This window comes from Psychrobacter sp. SHUES1 (assembly GCF_001652315.1).
GTDB lineage: Bacteria > Pseudomonadota > Gammaproteobacteria > Pseudomonadales > Moraxellaceae > Psychrobacter > Psychrobacter faecalis.
The window spans coordinates 1-25,484 of sequence record NZ_LXWA01000086.1; the positions used below are offsets into that span (position 1 = coordinate 1).

At 43.4% G+C, this 25,484-nt stretch carries 20 protein-coding genes and 1 riboswitch; of the genes, 17 read left to right on the forward strand and 3 right to left on the reverse strand.

The genetic code is table 11. The features are described from left to right. Positions 1-577: 577 nt before the first annotated feature. Positions 578-1,840 (forward strand): YeeE/YedE family protein, encoded by a 1,263-nt coding sequence (locus A7325_RS11110; protein WP_238060753.1) that lies wholly within the window; start codon positions 578-580, stop codon positions 1,838-1,840. Positions 1,841-1,961: 121 nt separating this feature from the next. Here A7325_RS11110 and A7325_RS11115 read toward each other — a convergent pair whose 3' ends face one another. After that, on the reverse strand, positions 1,962-2,828 hold the full coding sequence (locus A7325_RS11115) for a polyphenol oxidase family protein (RefSeq protein ID WP_227515006.1): 867 nt from the start codon (positions 2,826-2,828) through the stop codon (positions 1,962-1,964). 91 nt (positions 2,829-2,919) lie between these two features. Continuing rightward, a complete protein-coding gene (locus A7325_RS11120; RefSeq protein WP_068408255.1) occupies positions 2,920-3,996 on the reverse strand; it encodes an RluA family pseudouridine synthase in 1,077 nt (358 codons plus the stop codon). Between the two features lie 856 nt (positions 3,997-4,852). On the opposite strand from A7325_RS11120, the gene A7325_RS11125 reads away from it, so the two are divergent. The 15 genes from A7325_RS11125 (at position 4,853) to yfaE (ending at position 21,944) form a co-directional block, all read left to right on the forward strand. Beyond that, positions 4,853-6,016, forward strand: a complete 1,164-nt coding sequence (locus tag A7325_RS11125; protein ID WP_068408148.1) for an outer membrane protein assembly factor BamD — start codon at positions 4,853-4,855, stop codon at positions 6,014-6,016. A gap of 176 nt (positions 6,017-6,192) precedes the next feature. After that, positions 6,193-8,382: a DNA primase gene (locus A7325_RS11130; protein WP_068408150.1), complete on the forward strand. Its 2,190-nt coding sequence runs from the start codon at positions 6,193-6,195 to the stop codon at positions 8,380-8,382. 618 nt (positions 8,383-9,000) lie between these two features. Beyond that, positions 9,001-10,920, forward strand: coding sequence for an RNA polymerase sigma factor RpoD (gene rpoD / locus A7325_RS11135; protein ID WP_068408152.1), 1,920 nt, complete (start codon positions 9,001-9,003; stop codon positions 10,918-10,920). Positions 10,921-11,312: 392 nt separating this feature from the next. Further along, positions 11,313-12,560, forward strand: a complete 1,248-nt coding sequence (locus A7325_RS11140; RefSeq protein WP_068408154.1) for a multidrug effflux MFS transporter — start codon at positions 11,313-11,315, stop codon at positions 12,558-12,560. Further along, positions 12,547-13,137, forward strand: coding sequence for a TetR/AcrR family transcriptional regulator (locus A7325_RS14140; protein ID WP_068408156.1), 591 nt, complete (start codon positions 12,547-12,549; stop codon positions 13,135-13,137). Before A7325_RS11140 ends, A7325_RS14140 begins: the two co-directional genes overlap by 14 nt. A gap of 125 nt (positions 13,138-13,262) precedes the next feature. After that, positions 13,263-13,381: riboswitch (TPP riboswitch) on the forward strand. Between the two features lie 122 nt (positions 13,382-13,503). Continuing rightward, positions 13,504-14,151, forward strand: a complete 648-nt coding sequence (tenA, locus tag A7325_RS11150) for a thiaminase II (protein ID WP_068408158.1) — start codon at positions 13,504-13,506, stop codon at positions 14,149-14,151. A gap of 86 nt (positions 14,152-14,237) precedes the next feature. Then, positions 14,238-14,936: a class I SAM-dependent DNA methyltransferase gene (locus A7325_RS11155; protein ID WP_068408161.1), complete on the forward strand. Its 699-nt coding sequence runs from the start codon at positions 14,238-14,240 to the stop codon at positions 14,934-14,936. Between the two features lie 221 nt (positions 14,937-15,157). Then, positions 15,158-15,469, forward strand: a complete 312-nt coding sequence (locus A7325_RS11160) for a YbeD family protein (protein WP_372396278.1) — start codon at positions 15,158-15,160, stop codon at positions 15,467-15,469. Positions 15,470-16,020: 551 nt separating this feature from the next. Then, positions 16,021-18,297 carry a class 1a ribonucleoside-diphosphate reductase subunit alpha gene (nrdA, locus tag A7325_RS11165; protein WP_068408163.1) on the forward strand — a complete coding sequence of 759 codons (2,277 nt, stop codon included), beginning with the start codon at positions 16,021-16,023 and terminating at the stop codon, positions 18,295-18,297. Between the two features lie 92 nt (positions 18,298-18,389). Next, entirely contained in the window at positions 18,390-19,226 is an 837-nt protein-coding gene (locus A7325_RS11170; RefSeq protein WP_068408165.1) for a DUF4393 domain-containing protein, read from the forward strand. A 148-nt stretch (positions 19,227-19,374) separates the two neighbouring features. After that, a complete protein-coding gene (locus A7325_RS11175) occupies positions 19,375-19,626 on the forward strand; it encodes a type II toxin-antitoxin system Phd/YefM family antitoxin (protein ID WP_068408167.1) in 252 nt (83 codons plus the stop codon). Continuing rightward, positions 19,616-19,903, forward strand: coding sequence for a type II toxin-antitoxin system RelE family toxin (locus A7325_RS11180; RefSeq protein ID WP_068408169.1), 288 nt, complete (start codon positions 19,616-19,618; stop codon positions 19,901-19,903). The genes A7325_RS11175 and A7325_RS11180 overlap by 11 nt, the downstream gene beginning before the upstream one ends. A 22-nt stretch (positions 19,904-19,925) precedes the next feature. After that, positions 19,926-20,297 (forward strand): hypothetical protein, encoded by a 372-nt coding sequence (locus tag A7325_RS11185; RefSeq protein WP_227515007.1) that lies wholly within the window; start codon positions 19,926-19,928, stop codon positions 20,295-20,297. 91 nt (positions 20,298-20,388) lie between these two features. Further along, the gene (gene nrdB / locus A7325_RS11190; RefSeq protein WP_068408171.1) at positions 20,389-21,522 is read left to right on the forward strand and encodes a class Ia ribonucleoside-diphosphate reductase subunit beta; all 1,134 of its coding nucleotides are present in this window, start codon (positions 20,389-20,391) and stop codon (positions 21,520-21,522) included. A 155-nt stretch (positions 21,523-21,677) separates the two neighbouring features. After that, positions 21,678-21,944, forward strand: coding sequence for a class I ribonucleotide reductase maintenance protein YfaE (yfaE, locus tag A7325_RS11195; protein ID WP_068408173.1), 267 nt, complete (start codon positions 21,678-21,680; stop codon positions 21,942-21,944). A 121-nt stretch (positions 21,945-22,065) separates the two neighbouring features. Here yfaE and A7325_RS11200 read toward each other — a convergent pair whose 3' ends face one another. After that, on the reverse strand, positions 22,066-23,394 hold the full coding sequence (locus A7325_RS11200) for a S1C family serine protease (protein ID WP_068408175.1): 1,329 nt from the start codon (positions 23,392-23,394) through the stop codon (positions 22,066-22,068). A 414-nt stretch (positions 23,395-23,808) separates the two neighbouring features. Here A7325_RS11200 and A7325_RS11205 point away from each other — a divergent pair, with 414 nt between their 5' ends. Next, positions 23,809-24,678: a Nif3-like dinuclear metal center hexameric protein gene (locus tag A7325_RS11205; RefSeq protein WP_082894391.1), complete on the forward strand. Its 870-nt coding sequence runs from the start codon at positions 23,809-23,811 to the stop codon at positions 24,676-24,678. Positions 24,679-25,484: the final 806 nt, after the last annotated feature.

The following is a 25,484-nucleotide window of genomic DNA, read 5'->3' on the forward strand; positions in this document are numbered from 1 at the left end:
GAGCAGCGTAAGTTGCGGTTTATTAAAGACTTTTTAGGGTCAAAGTCACTCAAATAGCATGAATTATGTCCATTAGCGACTACCTTCTACTTTTTAGCATGAATTTTGTCCATTACACCTATAAATACTTTATGTGGCTACTGTTATGTAGCAGCTAACTATTATATAGGACAGCGGACGCATTAATTCATTGATATGAGGCAAGCTTTGATAAATTCAACCTTCACTATGCCGCGCTATTTTTAGACGCTGAACTTAAAGGCGAAATTAAATGGATGATATAGTTATTGAAATGACTATATAGAAAGAAGCATAGCGAAATACAGGAAAAAAAAGATATCGGCTAAAATATATTTAAGCACTGCTATCCGTTGATCTCCATCTGCTTATTCCATATATGAATATAATTATTCCCGCTCTTCTTGTAGTGATTCTTTAAAACGGGTCTATCATATAGCCCTTATTCAATCATACCTAGAAAAATCTGTTGGATATTCCAAATACCTTATCATAATCAATGATACAAACAATGAACAATGAACTCTGAAATATTATATCAGAGAAGGATGTGATTCCCTTGACGACTATAACGACGAGCGTTCAGCCCGTGAACGATACACGAGAGCCTATTGCTAAAGAGACGCTGGCTTTAAATAAGCCACAAAAACCATTGATAATAGCTGGTGTTATTGTTGGTTTTATCCTGTTGGTCTATCTGTCTATTACCCAGACTACCGCCCAGCCGCTGCTTTTTGCTATCGGCTTATTGCTCGGCTATACCCTATTTCATGCCCGCTTTGGTTTTACTTCTGCCTTTAGACGCCTGATGTCGGTTGGTAATGGGCAAGCCATGCGCTCTCATATGCTGATGTTGGCCGTTGCAGTTACGTTGTTTGCGCCCATTCTTGCTTATGGTACGACGATTTTTGGCGGCTCAGTCGCAGGTTATGTATCGCCAGTTGGTGTCAGTTTACTGGTCGGCGCTTTTGTATTCGGTATTGGCATGCAGCTTGGCGGCGGCTGTGCTTCTGGTACGCTTTACGCAGTAGGCGGCGGACGTTCGGTGATGTTTATCACCTTTATTTTCTTCGTCATTGGCGCGACCATTGGTGCTTATCATCTGCCGTTTTGGACAGAAGAGATGCCGTCTTTTGCGCCTTTTTCGTTAGCCACCTCTACTGGTCTTGGTTATAGCGGTGCTTGGGTATTGTCTTTGGTCCTGTTTGCTTTGATTGCGTGGGTTACGCTCGTTGTTGAGAAAAAAACCAAGGCTCCAAAGATGGCTCCCGTTCCAACTGAGTCAGGTTGGAGACGTATTTTTCGAGGTTCTTGGCCGTTATTCGCAGCCGCCATTGTCTTAGCCATATTAAATGCTTTAACCTTGCTCACGCGTGGTCAACCATGGGGCATTACTTCTGCATTTTCATTGTGGGGCTCGAAAATCGCCAGCAATTTTGGTGTTGATGTTGCCAACTGGGGCTATTGGCAAGGGGCGAATGCCGCTGCATTAAATGCGTCTATTTTCGCTGACTCAACCACAGTCATGAATATCGGCATTATCATTGGCGCTTTTATTGCCTCAGCAGCGGGTGGTTTATTCAAATTCACTCAGATTACTTTGGGGAATTTCGCCGCTTCGGTGATTGGCGGATTAATGATGGGTTATGGCGCACGTTTGGCATTCGGCTGTAACATCGGTGCTTACTTCGGCGGTATCGCCTCTTTTAGTGCTCATGGTTATATATGGGGCATCATGGCGATGGCAGGGACTTTTTTAGCCTTATATCTGCGTCCTTTATTCGGGCTGTCTGTGCCAAAATCGAATGATTCTGTATGCTAATTCATCAAATGTCGTCTTAATAAAACAAAAAAATAGCAGGCTAATGATAAGCCTGCTATTTTTTATTGCATTATCAATATAATGCGCTTCATTACTTAAAAACTATTGCCAATTGTTTGCATCAAGAAACAGCAAGGCTGCGAACAATGACCAATGCCATACGTCCTGTCGCAGGCTGCTGAAGATGCGTTTGACGCCGATAAGAATAATAATGCGGGTCAGCATAACTACAAGGTATAGCGGACTCATTGCTGACTATAATACCTGCTGCACTTAATTGGTCAGCGGCAAGCTTTGGCAGGTTCAGTTTAATCTTGTCCGCTACAGATGCTAAGACATAACGTTGTTCAAAACTCTCAAGATGCTGTGATGACAAGACTTGATTATCTATACAGCCTGCCAGCAGCTTATCTCGTACTTGGCTGCCGACTTCATAATTTTCTTGACTGATACAGACGCCAATCCATGCCGTGATTGGTTTATCAGTATCAAAGCGCTCGGCGGTTGCCTTTATGACGCCGCACGCCAGCCCTTGCCAGCCTGCATGGATAGCAGCTATCTGTCCCGTTGCTGGCTGGTATAAAACTATCGGTACGCAATCGGCGGTCATAATCGCAAGACCTAAGCCCACTTGTTGACTGACCATGGCATCGGCGTCTAGCGGTCGCATAAGGAGCGCCGTCGCATCGACATCATAAATCTGCTGCCCATGAACTTGATTAAGCCAGTGCAAGCTATTGATTGCCGCACGCTGCCCCGCCGCTAATTGCTCATTAATCGCCGTTAATAGACGCATACGATTGTTTAAGACTTTTTTGGCGTTATCATTGACATGCAAGCCTAAATTTAGCGCACCATAATTTGCCTGATTATCTACCTCATTAGCCGCTTCACTATCATCGCTGCTAAAAGCTGCCGTTTGAAAAACCGTCACGTCATCAAGCTGAGCAACTAAGGTGACAGGCAGATTGTTTGTTATGTTAGGCATGGTCAGTGCACCAGTCTTATCGTTATTATTAGAGCATTACAGCCAGATTGTTACCAGACGAATGTCATTATTTAATAGAGCTCATCAGATTTTATTCTTCGTCATAACCTTCGCTTAACACCGCCATCAATTGCTGCATGTCTTCAGGGATTGGCGTGGTAACTTCGATATCTTCACCAGTCGTTGGATGCACGAAACCTAAAGTATAAGCATGCAATGCTTGACGCGGGAAATTATTGATTGCCTGACGCTGCGCTTCTGTTAAGCCTGCTCGCAATTGACGACGCCCACCGTAGACACGGTCACCGACTATCGGATAGGTAATGTGGCTTAGATGCACACGAATCTGATGGGTACGCCCCGTTTCAAGACCGACGTCTAATAGGCAATAGTTATCGTTCAGCGGTGTGACATTCAATAAATGCGTCACCGCTTCACGCCCTGCCGTCATCACCGTCATTTTGGTACGTTGATTGCGATGGCGACCAATCGGCGCATCGATACGGCGATGACGCAGTAAACTTGCCGCATCCCCTGCAACCACACATTGGTAATGACGATAGACAGATTTGTCCTTTAACTGCTCCATTAAAGCCATTTGCGCAGGCTTGGTTTTACCAATTAACAGCAGTCCCGAGGTGTCTTTGTCAATGCGGTGTACCAATCCAGCCCGCGGCAAGTGGTGCTGCTGCGGATAATGATAGAGAAGCGCATTGACCAAGGTGCCCGTCTGATTGCCAGCGCCCGGATGGACAACCATACCGACAGGTTTGTTAATCACTAGGACATCATTATCTTCATAGACAACTTCGATATCGATATTTTCTGGCTGATCTTCGCTATGCTGCTGCAGTGTCGTCGATAGATGCAAGACATCACCTGCTTTGACACGGATTTTCGGTTTTTGTACCGTCCCGTTATAAAGTAAGCTGCCATCAGCAATCCAGCCTTGCAGCTGGGCACGCGAGAAATCGGCAAATACTTTTGATGCCAGTTTATCAATACGTAAGCCCGCTTCGTCTTCTATGACGGTATGCGTGACATCAATAACGACCGGAACCGCTTGCCCAGCAACTACGACTGAACCCTCACTGTCTTCGTATTCATCTTCATCTTCATCGTCGACAATATCGTCATCGACCAATTCATCAAACTCATCATTGGATATGTCCGGCGTTTGCTCATCAAGCGCACGCTGATGGTCATTTAATAATTCATTTGGCATTGGTAACTCTTGTGCTGACATATCGGTATCTAACGGTTGTTTCTTAGGGAAATTGGTCGTCATAGCATCATTATTCATAGCGGATTGATATAGGACAAAGTCGCTTAGCGCTTTATAAGCTGACTTCATAAGAAAACGAGATAAGAAAGTGGACTGGCGCTCACAGACCGGCAAAAATAAGGACGGTCGAAAAAAGCAGCAGTTATATCGTCATAGTGTAACATGCCAAGCGCCTAAGCCCTACAGAAGCTGCGTGTTATCTGCGATTTTATCGTTACCTTCTTTTCAAAGGTGGTGAGCCGTGTTAAAAATTTATGACAAGTGATAAAAATTAAGTCGCTAGCCGATGGCATTGTTTGGTAGATTAGCTCTCTAAAATATGACATGGCTGTAATTTACTGTATATTTGTCCTTGTCAGCCATATTCAATATCGCTCGTGACGACGGCTCATGCTAAACTACAGACCGAAGCCAACACAGATAAAGCATTAGCCCTTTAACTACAAAATAGATAACGAAAAAATAGACGAAGCAGGCGTTATTCTATAAAGTAAGCGTTGTTTTGCTGTATGCTATGGCACTGATTTTTAAAATAAGAACTTTTAAAATAATTTATTTTATTAATATTGGCAAAACTGCATTTGATAAAACGATGTGGATAATAAGTGCGCTAATTGCTAGCGCTTACTTAGTAGCAGACCCTTAATGGATGCCGCCAGCATCGTTTTTTATTATTACCCTTTTATAATTTAGCCTAATAGCGTCGCTGCTATTACGCGTCTTGTGTCGGAGAAGAAGTATGCAAGCTGTTGGCAATACGTTTATCAAACTGTCCTCAATCACCTTACTGGCGTTAAGCGTCAACTTGGTGGGTTGTCAAACGTTTAAAAACCTAACTGGCGGTAAAGACGTGGATGCGGTTGCCACTGCTGAGAAGTCTGAGCAAGGTTATTATAACGACGCCATCGCTCAGATTGATAAGGGTCGCTATACGCAAGCTATCGAAGATTTGAACAATCTGCGCACTTTTTATCCAACGGGACAATATGCCGAACACGCCTTGCTTGATGTGATGTACGCCCAATACGAAAGTGGAAAGTTCGAGGCGGCGGCTGCCAGTGCTGAGCAATTTATTAGCCTATATCCTTCTAATCCGCAAGTCAGCTATGCTTACTACGTGCGCGGCGTGGCCAATATGCAAGGCTCGTCTGAAGGTCTAAAATTGTTTAAGCTCAATCAAGCTGAGCGTGATACCGCCTATTTGCGTATTGCCTTTGCCAACTTCCAAGAGCTTATCAATAAATACCCAAACAGTCCTTACGCGCCCGATGCTGCTCAGCGTATGACCTTTATCTATAATCAGTTTGCCGAAAGTGAGATGAGTGCAGCCAACTGGTATGTCGAGCGCGAAGCCTATGTCGCTGCGGTCAACCGTGCTAAATGGGTATTCCAATATTATCCATTAAGTGAATCTGTGCCTAATGCCCTCGCCGTATTGGCTTATAGCCATGAAAAACTCGGTCTTAATGACTTAGCAAATGAGTATAAGACGCTATTGCAAATCAACTATCCAAATATGCTTAGCGCTGATGGACGCGTCAAGCTCAATACCAAACGTGAGCGTACTTTATTTAATAAACTCACCTTTGGACAATTAAACCGCTTTAATAAAGATACCTCTGTTGCGTCAGGTAACTACAATGGCGCCACCAAAACCCAAGTGATTCGCAATGCCAATCAATTAAGATTGCCGAGTGATAATGCGGCAGCAGCGAATGCTAACGCACCGCTAAATATGTCTCCTAAGCGTGCCAATAGCGGTATCAATGTAGGTTTAGGTTTGCCTGAAGCATCGACTGAGCGCGTGACGAGCCAATCGAGCACTGGTGATACTGCTAGAGAAGCCGATGTCGATCCACAAAACATGAACCCTGTACGCCGTACCACATTACCTGCTGAATAAGTTGATACTACTCGCGTCTATTTTAGACGCTTAGTACCTATCATCAAAAATAAGGTCAACGTTCTGTTGGCCTTATTTTTCTGTTTTTACTTCTTATAATTTTTATCTACTGTCAGTTTTTTCCTAGCTGATTGTCGATGCTTAATATAATTGACCTATGGTAAACTGTTTTTTGTATGAGCATTCCTAACCATATTCTCGAACAATTAAATAGCCAAGCTGACTTAATCAGTATCATTGGGCGTCATACCACGCTCAAACGTGCGGGTAGTGAGTACAAAGGCTGCTGCCCGTTTCATGGCGAAAAATCGCCGTCTTTTTATGTCAATCCACAAAAAAACATCTATCACTGCTTTGGCTGCAGCGTTGGTGGTAATGCCATCAGTTTTTTACGTGATTATGAAAACTTAACCTTTATCGAAGCGGTTAATGAGCTGTCCAAACAAACGGGCATTGAAGTCCCAAAAGACGAGCAGCAAAACGTCAGCTATCAGCGCGCGCCCGTTAAACCAAAAGTTAATCCGCAAACCAAGCCAAAACCCGCTAGTCAGCCAGCAATATCGGCAGCAGAAACGCAGCAGCAAACGCCTAATAACCAGACAGCAGATGATAATAAGTCATCCATAAACATGCTAGCTGCTGACATGCAGCCGCCAACTTATAACGATAATTATGAAAGTTATCCGCCATCAGAGGCGTATGATTCGATTCCTTATACAGACGATGATTACGAAGTTCATTATCAAGGTGCTCACGATCAAGACGATAATAGTTATCCGCCTGCATGGTTGACCAGTGATGGTGCTACTGCTGATACTACTGCTCTTTATGATGAAACTAGCGTCTCTGATAAAGACGGCAATCTGTACGAGCTATTAGAGCAAATCCAGCAGTTTTATCAGCATAATCTCACCACTCATCCGCATGCCAAGCATTACTTTTTATCGCGTGGTATTACTGAAGATATTTTTGAAACATTTGGTCTCGGCTATGCGCCCTTTGGTTGGCAGCATCTTGAGCATCAATTCCCGCAAGATATCGAGGGACTTAAAGCGCTAGGTTTAGTGCGCCAATCAGAATCTGGGCGCGATTACGACCTACTGCGTGACAGAGTAATTTTCCCAATTCGCGATAACCAAGGTCGCACCATTGGTTTTGGTGGTCGCGCGCTCGATGACGAGGTAAAACCCAAATATATTAACTCCTCTGACTCGCCCGTTTTCCATAAGCAGCATGTCCTATACGGCTACTATGAGTCTCGCCAGCAGCGCGCCGATAAATGGTTAGTAGTCGAAGGCTATATGGATGTCATTGCCCTGTATCAAGCCGGTATTTATGGTGCGGTGGCGTCGATGGGTACGGCAATTAATGAGAGCCAAATATCACGGTTATTGACATTAAACCCTACCCTGACATTGAGTTTCGATGGTGATAGCGCGGGACAAAAAGCCGCTTGGCGCACGCTTGAAGTGGCGCTGCCTGTGCTTGGTGATGATAAAGAGCTGCGGTTTTTAACCTTACCAAATAATCATGACCCTGATACCTTTATCAAAAGTCAGGGCGCGGATGCCATGCGGGAGCAAATCGCCAATGCCATGCCGCTATCGCAATATATCTTTGCTTATTTGAGTGAGCGTTATGACTTAAGTCTGGTCGAAGGCAAAGCCAAGCTGATGTCACAAGTGCGTGCCTTGACCACTGCCCTGCCGAAAGGTAGCAGTTTTCGCTATCTGTTGAACAATGACATTTATCAAAAGCTTGGCGGCAGGCGCAATCAAAACAAAGACGCAAGGGATGCGCTGCTAGATTTCGATGGTGAGATGACCATCAGTCAGCAGCTGCAGCTGTGTTTTTTATTCCAGCCGCGTACCTTAATCGATGACCCTATAGAAGCCATTTGGCAGCAGGCAGGTATTCATGAGCTGCAGCTACCAGCGCATATTAAACAAAAAGCCTCGGCCGATATTCTGCGCCCGCTAGCCTGGGAAGATTTGCAAGATAATGCCTTGCTCGATATCGTCAGTACCATTAAGCGCTGTCTTAATTATCTGCCAAAAGACGCCAATGCAGCGGCGCACTTTATTTTATCGAATGTCAAACCGAGCACCCAAGAAACGCTTAGCGGTGATTGGGGCGCCTTTTATAAAGCCCTTACTGCTCGTAATATTTTAAGTTTAGATGGCTTGGTCGAAGAGCTGGTCAGTCAACTTCTTGAGCGTCATATGAAGAAAAAAATTCAAGACTTAGTAAAAAACCCAGACAACATAAAACTGGCAATTGTCCGTAAGCAATCACAGTTATTAAACGACTGGCTACGCGAACAGCACGCGGAACGCTCAGCACAAATGGCCACGGTGAAATCTTAACAGCTAGGCGAAATTTTATTTATCATCGGTAGCCCTTTAAAAGCACAGCCATTGCCCCCACTATTAATGATTATGCCCAGTTGCATATTGAGCGCCAAAGCAAGCGCTGGTTAAAAAATGATAAAAACGTCATGGCTAAGAAATAATCATCCATACAGATAATAAATGCCTGCGAGATTCACTAGCTTGTGCTTGATGAGGCTGGTCTGTGTTAAACTGTGTCGCTGTATATTACTAGCCCGATTTAATAGATGACAATACGCCCATATTATTGAGTAGCATTTTTGGTGCAAGCGCAATTTTAGCGAACAACTTTTAAAGCGTTTTTTAGACTATTCACTTTAAATGCTTTTAGATTTTAAACCGCCATTTTAAGCAAGTTTAAGTAACGGTATTTTTTAGGTAAGCGTGTTTTGACGTATTTATGCAGGAACCATTTTTAGCGGTTTTTTAGTATTGTAATTGTCGTATTTTGAGCCTTTATTCATATCCACTCATTTTTGTTATTATTGACAACCTTTACGCCATATTTTGATGAATCGATTGATTATATCAACGCACCCGTAAGCGTTAGCGAGTCACAATATAAAAATGTCCGATACAAGCAAGCGAGTATTTATGAACGATAAGTCAGTTTCTAAGTCCACATCTCAACTGGCCACCTTAATCCAAATGGGTAAAGAGCAAGGGTATTTGACCTATGCTGAGGTGAATGACCAACTGCCCGACTCTATTACTGAAAGTGATCAGATTGAAGATATCGTGCAAATGCTAACGGACGTTGGCATTAAAATTTTTGAATCTGCGCCCGATGCCGATGACATCTTGATGAACGATGATTCAAGCGATGATGATATGGCAGCCGATGAGGCCGCAGCAGTATTGGCCTCGGTTGAGACCGAGCCGGGTCGCACCACTGACCCTGTGCGTATGTATATGCGTGAGATGGGTACGGTTGATCTTTTGACTCGCGAAGGCGAGATTGCCATTGCCAAGCGTATCGAAGAAGGTATTCGTGATGTACAACATGCCATGGCCTACTGGCCGGGTACGGTACAGTTTGTCCTTGATGAGTACGAAAAAGTACAAGACGGCGAGAAAAAACTGTCCGACGTTATCACAGGCTTTTTAGACCCTGAAACCGAAGAAGATAAAATCGCCGCACAAGAAGCCAAAGACGCAGCTAAAGAAGAGCGCGAGCGTATTAAAGAAGAAAAAGAAAATCCGCCTGTCATCAAAGCAAAAGCCAATGCCAAATTGGCGCTTGACGATGATGATGAAGACGAAGAAGAGGTTGAAGAAGAAGCCGAAGAAGAAACCGGCGGTATCGACCCAGAACAAGTTCGTCTGCGTTTAGAAGAAATTGAGAACCTGTTTATCAAAGCCAAGCAAGCCTTGCTTGATTATGGCCGTGGTAGCGTAGAAGCTGAAGCAGCTTATGCCCTGCTTGCTGAGCGCTTTATGATGCTTAAGCTCAATAATCGCTTGTCAGACCAAGTCATGGCAATCATGCATGATGTCTATGACGATGTGCGTAAGCATGAGCGTCAAATCATGCGTTTGGTGATTCGCCGTGGCCGTATGCCGCGTGACGAGTTCCGTAAGACTTTCCCAAGCAATGAAACCAACGTCGATTGGCTGATTGAACGTATCAAAGGCAAGCCTGCGTTTGCCGGTACGCTAGAAAAAGTCGCCGATGACGTGATTTTATTGCAGCGTCGCATTCGTGACTACGAGCAGCAGCTCGACATGAAAATCCACGATATGAAAGATGTCGCGCGCCGTATGGCAGTCGGTGAAGCAAAAGCACGCCGCGCTAAAAAAGAAATGGTTGAAGCTAACTTACGTCTTGTTATCTCTATCGCTAAAAAATATACCAACCGTGGTCTACAATTCTTGGACTTAATCCAAGAAGGTAACATCGGTCTGATGAAAGCGGTCGATAAATTTGAATATCGCCGTGGTTATAAGTTCTCAACTTATGCGACATGGTGGATTCGTCAGGCAATCACCCGCTCTATCGCTGACCAAGCGCGCACCATTCGTATCCCTGTGCATATGATTGAGACCATTAATAAGATAAATCGTGTCTCTCGTCAGTTGCTACAAGAAATGGGACGCGAGCCGACGCCTGAAGAGTTGGGCGAACGTTTAGAGATGGATGAAGTCAAAGTCCGTAAAGTGCTAAAAATTGCCAAAGAACCGATCTCGATGGAGACGCCTATCGGTGATGATGAAGATTCACACCTAGGTGATTTCATCGAAGATGGTACGATTTCAAGCCCAGTTGACGATGCGACGGCGGCTGGTCTACAAGAAGCCACGCGTGATGTCTTGAGCAATCTGACTGAGCGTGAAGCACGCGTCCTTAAAATGCGCTTTGGTATCGATATGCCAACCGATCATACGTTAGAGGAAGTCGGTAAGCAGTTTGATGTCACGCGTGAGCGTATCCGTCAGATTGAGGCAAAAGCGCTACGTAAATTGCGTCATCCTTCACGTTCTGAGCATCTGCGCTCGTTCTTAGAAAATGACTGATTTATCTAGACATACTTCATTGTCTAAAAATTTCTCAAAATTACATCAAAAAAGCTGAGCATGTCTCAGCTTTTTTGTGCCCGTTATTCGATGGCGGTTATTTAATTGCTATTAACTTATCTAATCAAAATATCCTAAAAACGCTGCGTTATTGCTGCTATCAATTTTTTATAGCCTCTGTCTGCGCAGGCACAGCAAGCAAGAAAAATTGCTATCAGCAGCAGTGCGCGATGTATCTATATTACTTTTCACTCACTATATCTATTAAATGTTAAGCCGCTATAGCATTACATAAGCAATTGACTCATAAAAATATTGCCTTCATCTAAAATAGCGAGTATAACTACCTACCGTTCGGTAGTTAAACAATCAACAGCTAATAGTGCACTTTTATGAATAAGCAAACCCATGTAAAACACATCAGTATCAAAACCATCATCTCTCTTGCCATTATTGTGGCGCTTGGCCCTGCAGCGATTGATATGTATTTGGCCTCAATGCCAAATATGGCAACAGACCTCAATACTTCCTACGCCACCACACAAATCACTTTGACCGTCTTTCTTATCTTTATGGGCTTAGGGCAACTGGTCTTTGGTCCCGTATCTGATGCCATAGGACGAATCGCACCATTATTTGCAGGCTTACTTGCATATATTGGCGCTTCCGTGTGGGCGATGTGGTCACAAAGTATTGAAAGCCTAATCTTCGCCCGCATTTTGCAAGGTCTTGGCGCCTCGATGGCTATCGTGGTGGTGATGAGCATGGTACGTGACTTAGTCGATGGACCGAAAGCGGCACAGATTTATGCTGTACTAAATACCATTGTGGCATTAGGTCCAATCGTCGCACCAGCAATCGGTGGTATCGTCGGTACGCATTATGGTTGGCGTGGCGTCATGTTTATTTTGGCGGCGTTAGGTATGATTGTGCTGATTAATACGCTGTTGAATATCAAAGAAACTTTGCCAAAAGACAAACGCATTCAATTAAATATGCAAAATATTACAGGCATTTATGTCGGCATATTAAAAAATAAGACCTTTGTCTTTAATCTGTTTGCACTATCTGCGGTGTATTTCTTTTTGTTTGCCTACATCGGTGGTTCTGCTTATGTCTATCAAACCGACTACGGTCTTAGCCTAGAGCAATTTGGTTTTGTCTTTGGCTTGACCAGCATCAGTCTAATTTTAGGTGCTTCTTCTACCGCTTATTTGGTCAAAAAAATATCAGCGTCACATTTGGCTTTAATCGGTGCCGGTGTCATGATGCTCGGTAGTGCCGTCTGCATCGTCGCTTATCTACTATCAATGGGTTTGGGCGGTATTGTAACTGGTATTGCGTTAGGATTATTTGGCCTTGGCGTATTGGAGGCGACGTTGATGGCAATTGCAATGGACTCGCAGCGCAGCGCTTTGGGCTCAAGCGCGGCTTTATTGGGCGCCATTCCTATGTTACTCTCATCTACTGCCACGCCCATCGCGGGGCAATTGGTCGAAATAAACACCTTATATTGGTTAATCTTGCTAGGTGTTATGGGACCCGTTATTTTAACTTTGGTTTATTTTAGTTCTAGAAGTTTAAAACCTGATAGCACTGTCGCCACAACATCATTAGAGGAGGCCTATGCAAAGTCATAAACCACGCTCAAGCGCTAAGCAACGTATTATTGATGCCGCGTTTGAGCCTTTTTTTATGCACGGCTATGAGGGCGCATCACTCAGTGATATTGCCAAGGCTGTGGGCATCCGCAAAGCCTCTCTCTATACGCATTTTGCCAGTAAAGAAGCGATATACTTAGAATTACTACAAGATGCGCTTGAGTCAGAATGTGCATTTGTTAAATCATGTTTTGCGACGACTAATGAGTTTACTGCTCCCGGTGAAGCGTATTGCCACGCCTTTGAAGCACGTTATGAAAGCGCAATTACCTTACGGTTTTTAATTCGCATGGCCTATGCCGCACCTGTGCATCTGACCAATACCAGCGCGGCGACTTTTAACGTTTATATTGAGGTGCTGACTGAGCAAATACAGCTGGCTCTGAAGCCTTATGAACTCAACTCTGCGCAACTAGCGCTATATACCGACGCTTATCTAGGCATTATCGATAGCTTAAGTGTGGAGTTGCTGTATGCAGAAGGCTTATATGAGCGCCGTTTTAAAGCCATGCTGATGCTGTATCATACAGCTATTGCACAGCTTACTAAAAAGTAACTTTTTAAATGTAGAACAATTTTATTGATGGTTATTTGAGCATCACTTGCTAATGATGGCTGAGTTCGCCTATCATAGGGACGCTTGGTTGTTTTATAACCATAAAGACCAACATTTAAATCATAAAAACCTTGTCGGGGTGCTTTGATTTTTGATGATTTAATTACCATCAAAATCATGGCTGAGAGTTACCCGCGAACCTGATGCAGTTAGCACTGACGTAGGAAACAAGCGTGTCGATATATAAGTCATAATTACTTTATATTTTGCCAATCTAGTTACTTTAGACTGGCAAATTTACTGTGCCTTATCACTTCTCGTTTCTTATATTTAGCTTACTGCACTTTATAACAGTAAGTAAAAACTATGGATTATCAAACCCTACGCCACCATTGCCCTACATGGAACGATTACACTCAGCATGATTTCGTCAAACAACTGACAGCTGGCACACTCGCCCCTGATAGCTTTCGCCACTACCTCATTCAAGACTATTTATACTTAATTCACTATACCCGCGTGATGGCGCTCAGTATTTATAAAAGCGATAACTTAGCACAAATGCGCGTCGGTCAAGCGGGTGTCAATGCCATGCTCGACATGGAAATTGGTATGTATTTGGATTTCTGTCATCAGTGGAATATCCCACTTGAACAAGTAGAAAACGCTCCTGAGTCTGCCGTCACCATCGCCTATAGTCGCTATATATTAGACGCGGCAATGTCAGGCTCACTGGCCGAACTGTATGCTGCAATTGCACCTTGCCTGATGGGCTATGGAGAAATTGGCAAGTCTATAAAAGAACAAGGATTTATCGCTGATAATCCGTATCAGCCATGGATTGAGGTGTTTTCAAGCGATGACTTTCAAATAATTACCGCGCAAAACGAAGCACAAATTAATACGCTACTAGCCGATGCCAGCCCTGCTCAAGCAAACAAGTTCCAACGCTTATTTAACACCGCCGCGCGTATGGAAGTGAATTTTTGGCAGCAGGCGTTAGATTTGTCTTAACTTATACTCAATCTAGCTTGGTTCTAAAAAAGCCCTCTAGAATCAAAAATAATGATCAATAATAACGATCCACAAGGAGAAACATCATGGCAGCATTCGATGAACACGCAAGCGCGTATGACAGTTGGTTTTTTGACAATCAAAACCTACTGACCAGCGAGCTAAAGCTGGTTGCTCATTTCTTGGATAAAGACAGCGAGATATTGTCTATTGGCTGCGGTAGTGGACTGTTTGAGTCCTTGCTAGCAAAGGATTATGACATTCATATCAAACATGGTATCGAGCCGTCAAAAGACATGGCAGCAGTCGCAGAAAAGCGCGGTATGCAAGTCGATATCAGCCCAGCCGAAACCTGCGAGATTGAACCTAATAAGTTCGATATTATTATGTTTAACGGCAGTGTCAGCTACATCAGCGATTTGGATGTCTGTATCAAAAAAGCCTTTGACGCTCTAAAAACGGGCGGCAAACTTATTCTGATTGATGTACCAAAAGAAAGTGGCTTTGCCAGCTTATATAACCTTGCCAGCGCGGTAGATACGTGGAAGCATCCACTACTTGCCCACATCTCGCCTGCTGACCCTTATCCTATCGAGCTAGTGAAGTCAGCTAACTGGCGTACCTCTGATGAAAAAATAGCCTTAATGCAAGCCAATGGTTTCGTGGATTTTGAATATGCGCAGACTTTATTGACCCATCCTATGTATGCCAATGACAAAGTCCAAGAGGTCATCGAAGGCTATGATCGCGGCGACTACGTGGCAATTTGTGGTTATAAAAAATAACGGTTTTAATGTGCGTTATCGCTGGGTGACACTTGAATAATACGCCGAACGCCCTTATAAATGGTGCATAAAGTGCTTATCATATTTCAATAAAAAATAAGGACCACATCATGACTGATGATCCAAAAGACACCACTACTCCAAACACTGACAACTCGAGCACCGAAAGTCAAGGCAGTAATGCTAGTCCAACGTCGAAAAGAGAGGTCAAAGTGACAGAATTGGTCGCTAATGACGGTATCTTAAAAGGCAAAAAAACTGACGTGCAAAACCCTGAGCTGTGGGATTTCCCAATGAACTATCCAATGAGCATCATCGGTCATGAAGGTGAGCACGAAAGCTTGCTTAATGAAGTGAAGCTTATCTTGGGTAGCCAATTCCCTGAGTTTGATTTGGCCTCTATGGAAGTCAAACCCTCAAAAACTGGACGCTTCCATTCGGTACGTGCCAATTTATACTTAACCACCGTTGAGCAAGTGAACACGCTTTATGCGGCGCTTGATAATGCAAAAACCGTACGTATGGTGGTTTAAAGTCAGTTTTGTTAATTTTATAAAATCCAGCCCGTTTTTCATCCGAATCGTCACTCATATGGGTGGCGATTTTTTATTGTCTGCGGTACAATCTCCACCCGAAATATAACTGCTATTTAGACAATTTGCCCTTATAAATTTAGCCAACAATAAAAAGTAAATTCGCGCCATTTTTTACAAAACTTTTATTATTTTTCTTATCGGCGTCTAACCCTTATCCCATCGTCCTTTGCCAAAATTTGGACACGCTTTACCCTCGCATCAACATAGTTTGCCCTTAAAATCAATATAGCATTTTCAAAATTTTCCCGCTATATTGTGTCCATCTACTAACAAATACGCTATATGTAGTGCTCAGTGATTTAAACCGTCACTATGAGCCAGGGCATCGTTTTACCTAAAAAAACATCTGCCATGACAGGATATCTTGTCTTAAAACAGATAGCGTCTGAAAGATAGCGTGACAAAGCATGTCTGCCAGACTTAACCGCGCAGCAGCTTATAAAGCAACATTATAAATAACTACCTAGCAATCAACTTACGAGGTCAGCATGACACATATCGATAATATCAAAGTAACCAAACGTGATGGACGTTTAGAGCCCATTGATTTAGACAAGATTCACAAGGTTATCGAGTGGGCAGCTCATGATTTAGATAATGTGTCGGTATCGCAAGTTGAGCTAAAGTCGCATATTCAGTTTTATGACGGTATCAGAACGCGTGATATTCACGAAACCATCATCAAGTCAGCCGCCGATCTCATCTCTGAAAGCACACCTGACTATCAGTATTTGGCGGCGCGCTTGGCGATCTTCCATTTACGTAAAATTGCTTATAATAAATTTACTCCGCCGCATCTGTATGACCATGTCAAAACGTTGACCGATGCCGGTAAATACGACGAGCATATTCTAAAAGACTATAGCCGCGCAGAATTTGATGAATTAGAAGCATACCTCGACCACTGGCGCGATATGAATTTGGCTTATGCCGCCGTTGAGCAAATGGCGGGCAAATACCTTGTCCAAGACCGCGTGACCAAGACCGTTTACGAAAGTCCGCAGTTCTTATATATGCTCGTTGGCATGTGTTTGTTTGCCAACTATGAAAAGAGCGAGCGCTTAAGCTATGTCAAACGCTTTTATGATGCGACCTCACAATTTAAAATCTCGCTACCAACGCCTATTATGTCAGGTGTACGCACGCCGTCGCGCCAGTTTAGCTCGTGTGTCCTAATCGAATGTGGTGATAGCCTAGACTCTATCAACGCCACCACCAGTGCCATCGTCCGTTATGTGTCGCAGCGCGCTGGCATCGGCATCAACGCTGGTCGTATCCGCGCCCTTGGTAGCCCTATCCGTGGCGGCGAAGCACAGCATACTGGCTGTATTCCATTCTACAAACTGTTCCAAACGGCGGTTAAATGCTGCTCACAAGGCGGCGTGCGCGGCGGTGCAGCGACGTTATTTTACCCATTATGGCATTTAGAAGTTGAGTCATTGTTGGTGCTAAAAAACAACCGCGGCGTCGAAGACAACCGTGTCCGTCATATGGATTACGGCGTCCAGTTAAACAAAACCATGTATACCCGTTTGATTAAAGGGCAGGATATCTCGCTGTTTTCACCATCTGATGTCCCAGGCTTGTATGATGCGTTCTTTGAAGATCAAGACAAATTTGAAGCGCTATATACCAAGTACGAGCAAGACCCTAACATTCGTAGCCGTCAAATTCCAGCAACGGAATTGTTTAGTCTGATGATGCAAGAGCGCGCCAGCACTGGTCGTATCTATATCCAAAACGTCGACCATTGCAACACCCATAGCCCATTTGACGCGAGCGTTGCGCCGATTCGCCAGTCAAACCTATGTATGGAAATCGCCCTGCCAACCAAGCCTCTTGATAACATCAATGACGAAACTGGCGAGATTGCCCTTTGTACGCTATCAGCAGTCAACTTAGGCAAAGTTGAAAACGTTAGCGATATAGAAGAGCCAGCCGAACTAATCGTCCGCGCGCTTGATGCCCTACTCGACTATCAAGACTATCCAGTCAAAGCCGCTGAAAACGGCAGTATGCGTCGTCGTACCTTAGGCGTTGGTGTGATCAACTATGCCTATTATTTAGCGAAAAATGGCGTACGCTATTCAGACGGCAGCGCGCATGGTCTAACCCATCAAACCTTTGAAGCGTTACAATTTTATCTCTTAAAAGCGTCAAACAAATTGGCTAAAGAGCAAGGCGCTTGCCCTGCTTTTAATGAGACTACCTACTCGCAAGGTATCTTGCCGATTGATACCTATAAAAAAGACTTGGATCAAATCTGCCAAGAGCCGCTACATCTCGATTGGGAAACGCTACGTACTGAGATTACTACGCACGGTCTACGCAACTCTACCCTAACTGCCTTGATGCCGTCTGAGACCTCTAGTCAGATTGCCAACGCCACCAACGGTATCGAGCCACCACGCGGTCTGGTGTCTATTAAAGCCTCAAAAGATGGCATCCTAAAGCAAGTCGTGCCTGAGATTGATAAGCTAAAGGATCAGTACGAGCTACTATGGCAAATGCCGAATAATGACGGTTACCTAAAGCTGGTCGCCATCATGCAAAAATTCGTCGATCAGAGTATCTCTGCCAATACCAACTACGATCCAGTTCGTTATGAAGGTGGCCGTGTACCGATGAAGATACTGCTTAAAGATCTGCTAAACGCGTATAAGCTTGGCGTGAAGACGTTGTATTATCATAATACGCGTGATGGTGCGAATGATGCGCAAGCGGATATGGAAGATGATTGTGCTGGCGGGGCCTGTAAGATTTAGAGTTTGACGGGTGGCGGGTTTGGCTTTTGGGTTGAACTCGCTGTTTAATGCTTTGATTAAAAAACTATAAATCATTTTGAAAGGATTGTTTTATGGAAAAGGGAATAGTGAAAGCGGTTTTAGAAACATCGAATAACATCTTGTTAGAAGTGTATGGTGACCTTTTGAAACCAGGCGTTTCTCAAGTTGGTCAAGCAATTGGTACTTTGCTAGGCTATGGAAATACCATACTAATGCCTCTAGCATTAAAAAATGAAAAATCTAAAATTACTATTCAGAGCAATTTGAATAAATATCGACAAAAGCTTGAAGAGATTTCTGAAGAAAATATTCAATCCGTTGTTCCTGAGATTGGTGTACCTATTCTAGAAAAACTAATGTATGTTTCTGATGAAACTCTTGTAGAACTTTATACTGAATTATTAGCGAAAGCTTCTGACAAAGAACAGTGTGAATCTACTCATCCTAGCTTTGTTAATATTATTAACAACCTGTCTCCTAAAGAAGTTAAGATCTTAGAGCTTATATATGAGAAACATCTGGCCATAGTATCCGTTAATGTTATTGCGGATGACAGTTCTCATCCAGTAGAACAAATATCAGAATTAATATTAGATGTAGATATATATGACGAGAATGCTACAGCTCACATAAGTAATCTAATTGGGCTTGGCTTAATTGATATGAATTTTAATGTGCAATTCTCAGCTGCTCAGCGCTACGAGAGATTAGAAGAAATAATAAAAGAAACTTATTCCAATGCTCCTACAGAATTAAAAGACGTCGAAATAATTTCTCATTTCATGAAAGGTAACGTCAGTTTTAGCAGAGGAACTATTAAAATTTCAAGTTTTGGGGGTCTATTTCTTAAAGCCTGTACTAAGAATAGAAAAAAGACAGAATTATTTAATTTGTTTTCTAGATTGTGAGGTGCACCCAGCGCACCGATGATATGGAAATTGTATTTAACAGTGCGTGAGGCGCACCCTACACAATATATAGATTAACAATTAAGACCTAATTTTCGTGCTAAAATTAGTCCTATATTTAGAGCCTAATATTAGCGGAGAATGAATCATGCAACCGATATTTGCGACACAGACAGCCAGTATCTCAGAGCTTAAGACCAACCCTTCGGCACTGATTAAACAGTCGGACGGTGAGTCTGTTGCTATTTTAAATCACAATAAACCTGTGGCTTACTTGGTTTCCACAGATATGTTTGAGCGCATGATGGAAGCGATGGACGATATGGCACTCAGCCAAACCGTTAACGCCCGAATGAATGACGGGCAAACACCTATAAAGGTAAGTTTGGATGACTTATAATCTTGAATTTCATCCTTTGGCGTTAAAAGAATGGAAAAAGCTAGCGCCCAGTATTCAGCAGCAGTTTAAGAAAAAATTACAGCAGCGCTTAGCAAATCCGCGTGTGCCTGCGTCAAAACTCTCAGGACATACAGACGCCTATAAAATCAAACTACGCACCATCGGCTATCGTTTGGTATATATCGTCAAAGATGATGTCGTCGTGGTTTATGTATTAGCCGTAGGCAAAAGAGAAAATAACAAAGTATATGAGGCGCTTGCGACTCGCCAGCCATAATTAAAACACAGAAAGAATAAAAATGACGGAGGTCATAGACGTGCAATATACCGCAATCATCAAAGACGGTGGTTTATTTATCCCTAATGTATTTTCCGACCTAAATGATGGTAACTCGCATATCGTGCAAGTAGAAGTCGATATCGAGGAAGTTCGTCAGCAATTAAATACCAACGAAGTAACAAAGATGGACGCGCCAAGACCAGCAAAAAAGTCAATCAAGAAGCCGCCAAAAAAACCAGTACAGAAAGCCGCAGAGGTGGAATTGAGTACGCTGCGTAAGAGCGCTATCGATGAGCTAGAAGGATTGGACGATAGTGAGCTGAGCGAGATATTTAAAGCCTATATGAATGACGGACACGAACAGACACAGATAGCATTAGAAAACTTATAAGCTATCGTTGCTGATACAGTAACGAGCGCATTTTAAAAATAGCAAAGCCAATTTTAGATTAACCATTTGTATAACTTATAAAGGTAGCACGATGACTTACTCGATTTTTTCTCAAACGCCAAACAATGCGCTAACAGAGCCGATGTTTTTTGGTCAACCGGTCAACGTGGCGCGTTATGACCAACAAAAACACCCTATCTTTGAGCAGTTGATTGAAAAGCAGCTGTCGTTCTTTTGGCGTCCAGAAGAAGTCGACGTTTCAAAAGACCGTATCGATTATGGCAACCTGTCGTCGCATGAACAGCATATCTTTATCAGTAACCTAAAGTATCAGACCCTACTCGACTCTATCCAAGGTCGTAGCCCAAACGTGGTGCTGTTGCCGTTGGTGTCTATTCCTGAGCTTGAGACGTGGATTGAGACTTGGACGTTTTCTGAGACCATTCACTCGCGCAGCTATACCCACATCATTCGTAATATCGTCAATGATCCCGGCGTTGTCTTCGATGACATTATGCAAAACGAGCACATTTTAGAGCGCGCCTCTGATATCGCCAAATATTACGATGATTTGTACTACGACTCACAGCTTTACAATATGTATGGCGCAGGCACGCATACCGTCAATGGCAAAGAAGTGACGGTCAGCTTAAAGTCGCTTAAAAAACAGCTGTATTTATGCTTAATGGCGGTCAACGTCTTAGAAGCTATTCGTTTTTATGTGTCGTTTGCCTGCTCGTTTGCATTTGCTGAGCGCAAGCTGATGGAAGGTAACGCGAAGATTATTAAATTAATCGCCCGTGATGAGGCGCTACATTTGACCGGGACGCAACATATCTTAAACTTGATGCGTAATGGTCGTGACGATCCCGAAATGGTCGAGATTGCTAATGAATGTTTCGATGAAAGCATCGAAATCTTTACCAAAGCGGCGCAGCAAGAAAAAGAATGGGCGGGTTATCTGTTTAAAGACGGCTCAATGATCGGCTTAAATAAAGACATCCTTTGCCAATATATCGAATATATCACCAATTTACGAATGGAAGCGGTTGGCTTACCAGTAGCGTTCCCGAACTCAAAATCAAACCCGATTCCATGGATCAATACTTGGTTGTCGTCTGATAACGTGCAAGTTGCGCCGCAAGAAACCGAAATCAGCTCATACTTGGTCGGTCAAATTGATTCAGATTTATCAAATAGCGATTTTGACGACTTTGAGCTTTAAGAGCTTTAAACGTTTAACTCTAAGCTCATGAATGTCATGGCTTAATCTTACTATTTTAAGGTTAGGCCACTACCGTTTTAGCAAGATTTTATGATTAAAAAGTACCATTAAAGACAACTTTACATGCGATGGGTAAATTGAGATAAGGTTGAATTATGACTTGGGTAATGACGAGTAAGAAGCAATTCTACTTGCATGATGACGAAAGTCTGCTCGATGGATTGCTACGCACCGGACATGATATCAATTATCAGTGTAAGGAAGGCTATTGTGGCAGTTGTCGCATCAAGCGCATCGCCAGCTCACACGTTATTGATTATCCGTTTGAGCCACTTGCTATGATTGAAGAAGACGAAATCTTGCCCTGCTGCTGCCGCGTGCAAGGCGTCATTTATATCAATCATGAGCTGATAGAAAAATAGCGGATATATTCATAAAGTTATTCTTAAAAGTAAAAACATTAATAAAAAAGCGCGCTATCTTCAAAATAGCGCGCTTTTTGTTATCTCTTAAACTGTAAAGCACTATATGTAAATCATGGCGTTATAAAGGTGCACCATCTCTTTCAAATAGCTGCAATAGCTCTTCGCGCATACGGTCACGCTCCGCTTCTGACATCATTGGCACTTCTTCTCCATCATTTTGTAGACTAGGATCGCCCATACCGCCAAGCGTTTCATCGTGAATGATAACAGGGCGCGCCATAGGTTCTTGCGCTGGACGCTCTTCGAGCAGGATTTTTACTTGCTTGTTTTTGCCTTGGCGTAAGACTTGGGCATTAAGCGTGGTATTCGGCGCTTTACGAGCAACATACTGGATTAAGGTATTGGCATCTGTCATCTCAATACCGTCAATTGACAAAATAATATCACCAATGCGTAAGCCACTCTTAGCCGCTGGGCTTTTAGGCACGACATTAAATACTTCTACCCCAGTTGAGGTCTCAAGCTGGGTTGGGTCGCGCAGCTGTGATTGGATTTCGATACCGAGCCAACCACGGCTAACCTTTCCATCTTTAATAATCGCATTCATCACTTGCTCAACGATGGCAGTAGGAATCGCAAAACCAATACCCATCGAGCCACCAGAGCGCGAGTAAATAGCGGTATTAATACCAATAAGCTCGCCGTAAGCATCAACCAGCGCGCCACCTGAGTTACCCGGATTGATCGCCGCATCGGTTTGGATAAAGTCTTCAAACTTATTAACACCCAGTCCTGTTCGTCCTGTTGCCGAGATGATACCTTGCGTCACCGTCTGACCAACCCCGAATGGATTACCAATCGCCAATGCCACATCGCCAACACGAATAGGGTCTTTACGGAAGCCAAGGGGTTTCAAATCGGTCATATCGACTTTAATCACCGCCAAATCACTGTCTGGATCGGTACCAATCAATTTTGCACGGCTCTTGCGCCCATCATTTAACGCAACTGTGATTTCATCGGCTTTTTCAAGGACATGAGCGTTGGTCACGATATAACCATTTTCTGAAACAATGACCCCAGAACCCAAGTTGGTATTGCCCTGCTCTTGGGAAGGCCCACCATGAAACTCAAAAAATCGGCGCAATACCGGATCGTTCATATAAGGATGCTCGGCCATCGTCTGCGTGGTATAGATATTGACGACAGATTGTGACGCGCGCGCAACGCCATTATGATAAGAGGCAATCGGTGCTGGTGTATCGGACGCCGGCGCTGACGCTTGCTGCTCGGCAGGCGTCGTTCTAGGCGGCTCCCACGCTTGCTCTGATGCCGTCTTCATACTCGTAAACAACCAAATAAACGCTGCAACCACTATCAGCAACAAAACCCAAGGCAACCACGTTAACGCGCCGGCCTTGTTATTGGTATTCCGAGATGACGACATATAAAAACCTCTCTATTTTAAAAATAGTTTTGTGAAAACAGTTTGGTAAAACAGTGAATGAATGATGACTATACGCAAACGCTTCTCGTTGGACAATAATGCTTAAAATAGCTAAGACAAGATTGAATAATATAAGCGCTACGGATTCTATAGATTCAGGTATGTAAATTATAACTGGCCATACCGATAAATAGTAACGTATCGTGTACCGTTTCAGTTATCCGCGCCATCTACACTTTTACAGCGCCATGCTAAAATGGCGCAATTAAACACCCTAACGACTTAGAGCAAAGTTAATTATAAACAGACATTTTGCTTATTTAGCGGCAATACTTACCGCATTGAACGCTCGAAATCTGCAAATAACAAACAATCAAGAAGCGTCCGTAACGGCAACAATTATAAGGAATGACCATGACCGAACACAATAGCTTAACCGAATCCTCAAACCAGTTCTCAAGTCAGTTTTCAAGCCAAACGCCAAATAAGACGATTAGCGCGCAAGCTTTGACGGATTTTTGTGACGACTACTTATCAGCAGCAGCCTTTAAAGACTATGCGCCAAATGGCTTGCAAGTAGATGGCGGGCGACCTATCGGGCGTATTGTTACTGGTGTTACCGCCTGTGAGGCGTTGATTGACGCCGCGATTGCTGATAACGCCGATGCTATCGTGGTGCATCACGGCTATTTTTGGAAAGGCGAGCCTGCGCCCATCATAGGCATGAAAGGACAGCGTGTCCGCAAACTGATGCAGCATGGCATCTCTTTGATTGGCTACCACCTGCCACTCGATGCCCATCCTATTATTGGCAATAATGCCAAACTTGCTGAGTTACTCGATATGAATATCATCGGCGCGCTTTATCCGCATGAAACGCATCCGGTTGGCAATATTGCCACCTGCCAGCCGCAAAGCGCTCAAAACCTTATTACCCAGATTACCGCTGCCCTCGGACGAATACCGTTACATATTCCCGCTGCCTACAACGCCGCACCCAACGCTGAGCCTACGCAAGCGGACAGCAGATTAATTGAACGCGTGGGTATCTGTACAGGCGGCGCGCAAGATATGATTGAGCAAGCAGCGCTGATGGGCTGTGATGCTTATATTTCTGGTGAAATATCAGAGCGCACTACCCATAGCGCCCGCGAGCTTGGCATTGATTATTTTGCCTGCGGTCACCATGCGACCGAGCGCGGCGGTATTCAAGCGTTGGGCGAACTGCTGGCTGAGCAATTTGGCTTGCCAGTGACTTTTATTGATATTGACAACCCAGCCTAATCATTAATGCCTAATGATTAAGCTGTTTGATCTACTTGCAACTATTCTCTTACTATTTTAAGCGCTAATTTTAGAGTTTTTCATTAAATACAGAAAATGCTGCTTAAGCGCAATCTTTTCTTATAGCGCTTTTTGTCACTGGGTCAGCCAAAACAAGGACGTTTTTTACCGTTTATAGTTCTATTGTTAAGTTTTATCGCTAATTTATTAACTCTACTTGAATAATATAATGAATATCCGCATATTAGTTCCTGAAGAAAGAATGTCTTGTCATGAGACTTCCCATTTTTATAGCTTCCGGTTATGGCGCTAAAATTTGTTTCATCGCTTAAAGCTCTATTTTTTAATAAGTTAATAAGGTTTTTAACGGTGATCATTTAAATACTCTCTTTGCATTATTTAGCTTATGTGATTATGGTTTTTGAAACAGTATTTTTATTTTAGCGTCGCGATAAGATGAGAGCAAAATCTCTCTGATGGTGTTTTTTTACTCGCTAGCAGACAGTATTATTACTCATATTTATCGCTGAGCAATCCATATTATTAGCCAGCTCTTCTACTACAATCGATTTAAAGAGTAGCTCGTGATTAATATAAATGCAGCAATGATTAAGTGCAGTTGTACGGCTCTTATGCTGCGTATTTGTCTCAATAATTTATTCATGACCTTACCTATGTTTCATATGGGTTTATAGCCAGTCTTTTAAGTAATAATTCGTTTTATAGCGATGAAGGAATCATCCGATTTATACCCTTCGCGCTGTGGTGCGTCTTTTTTTTAGAATGATGTTTGAAGTGCGTGTTTT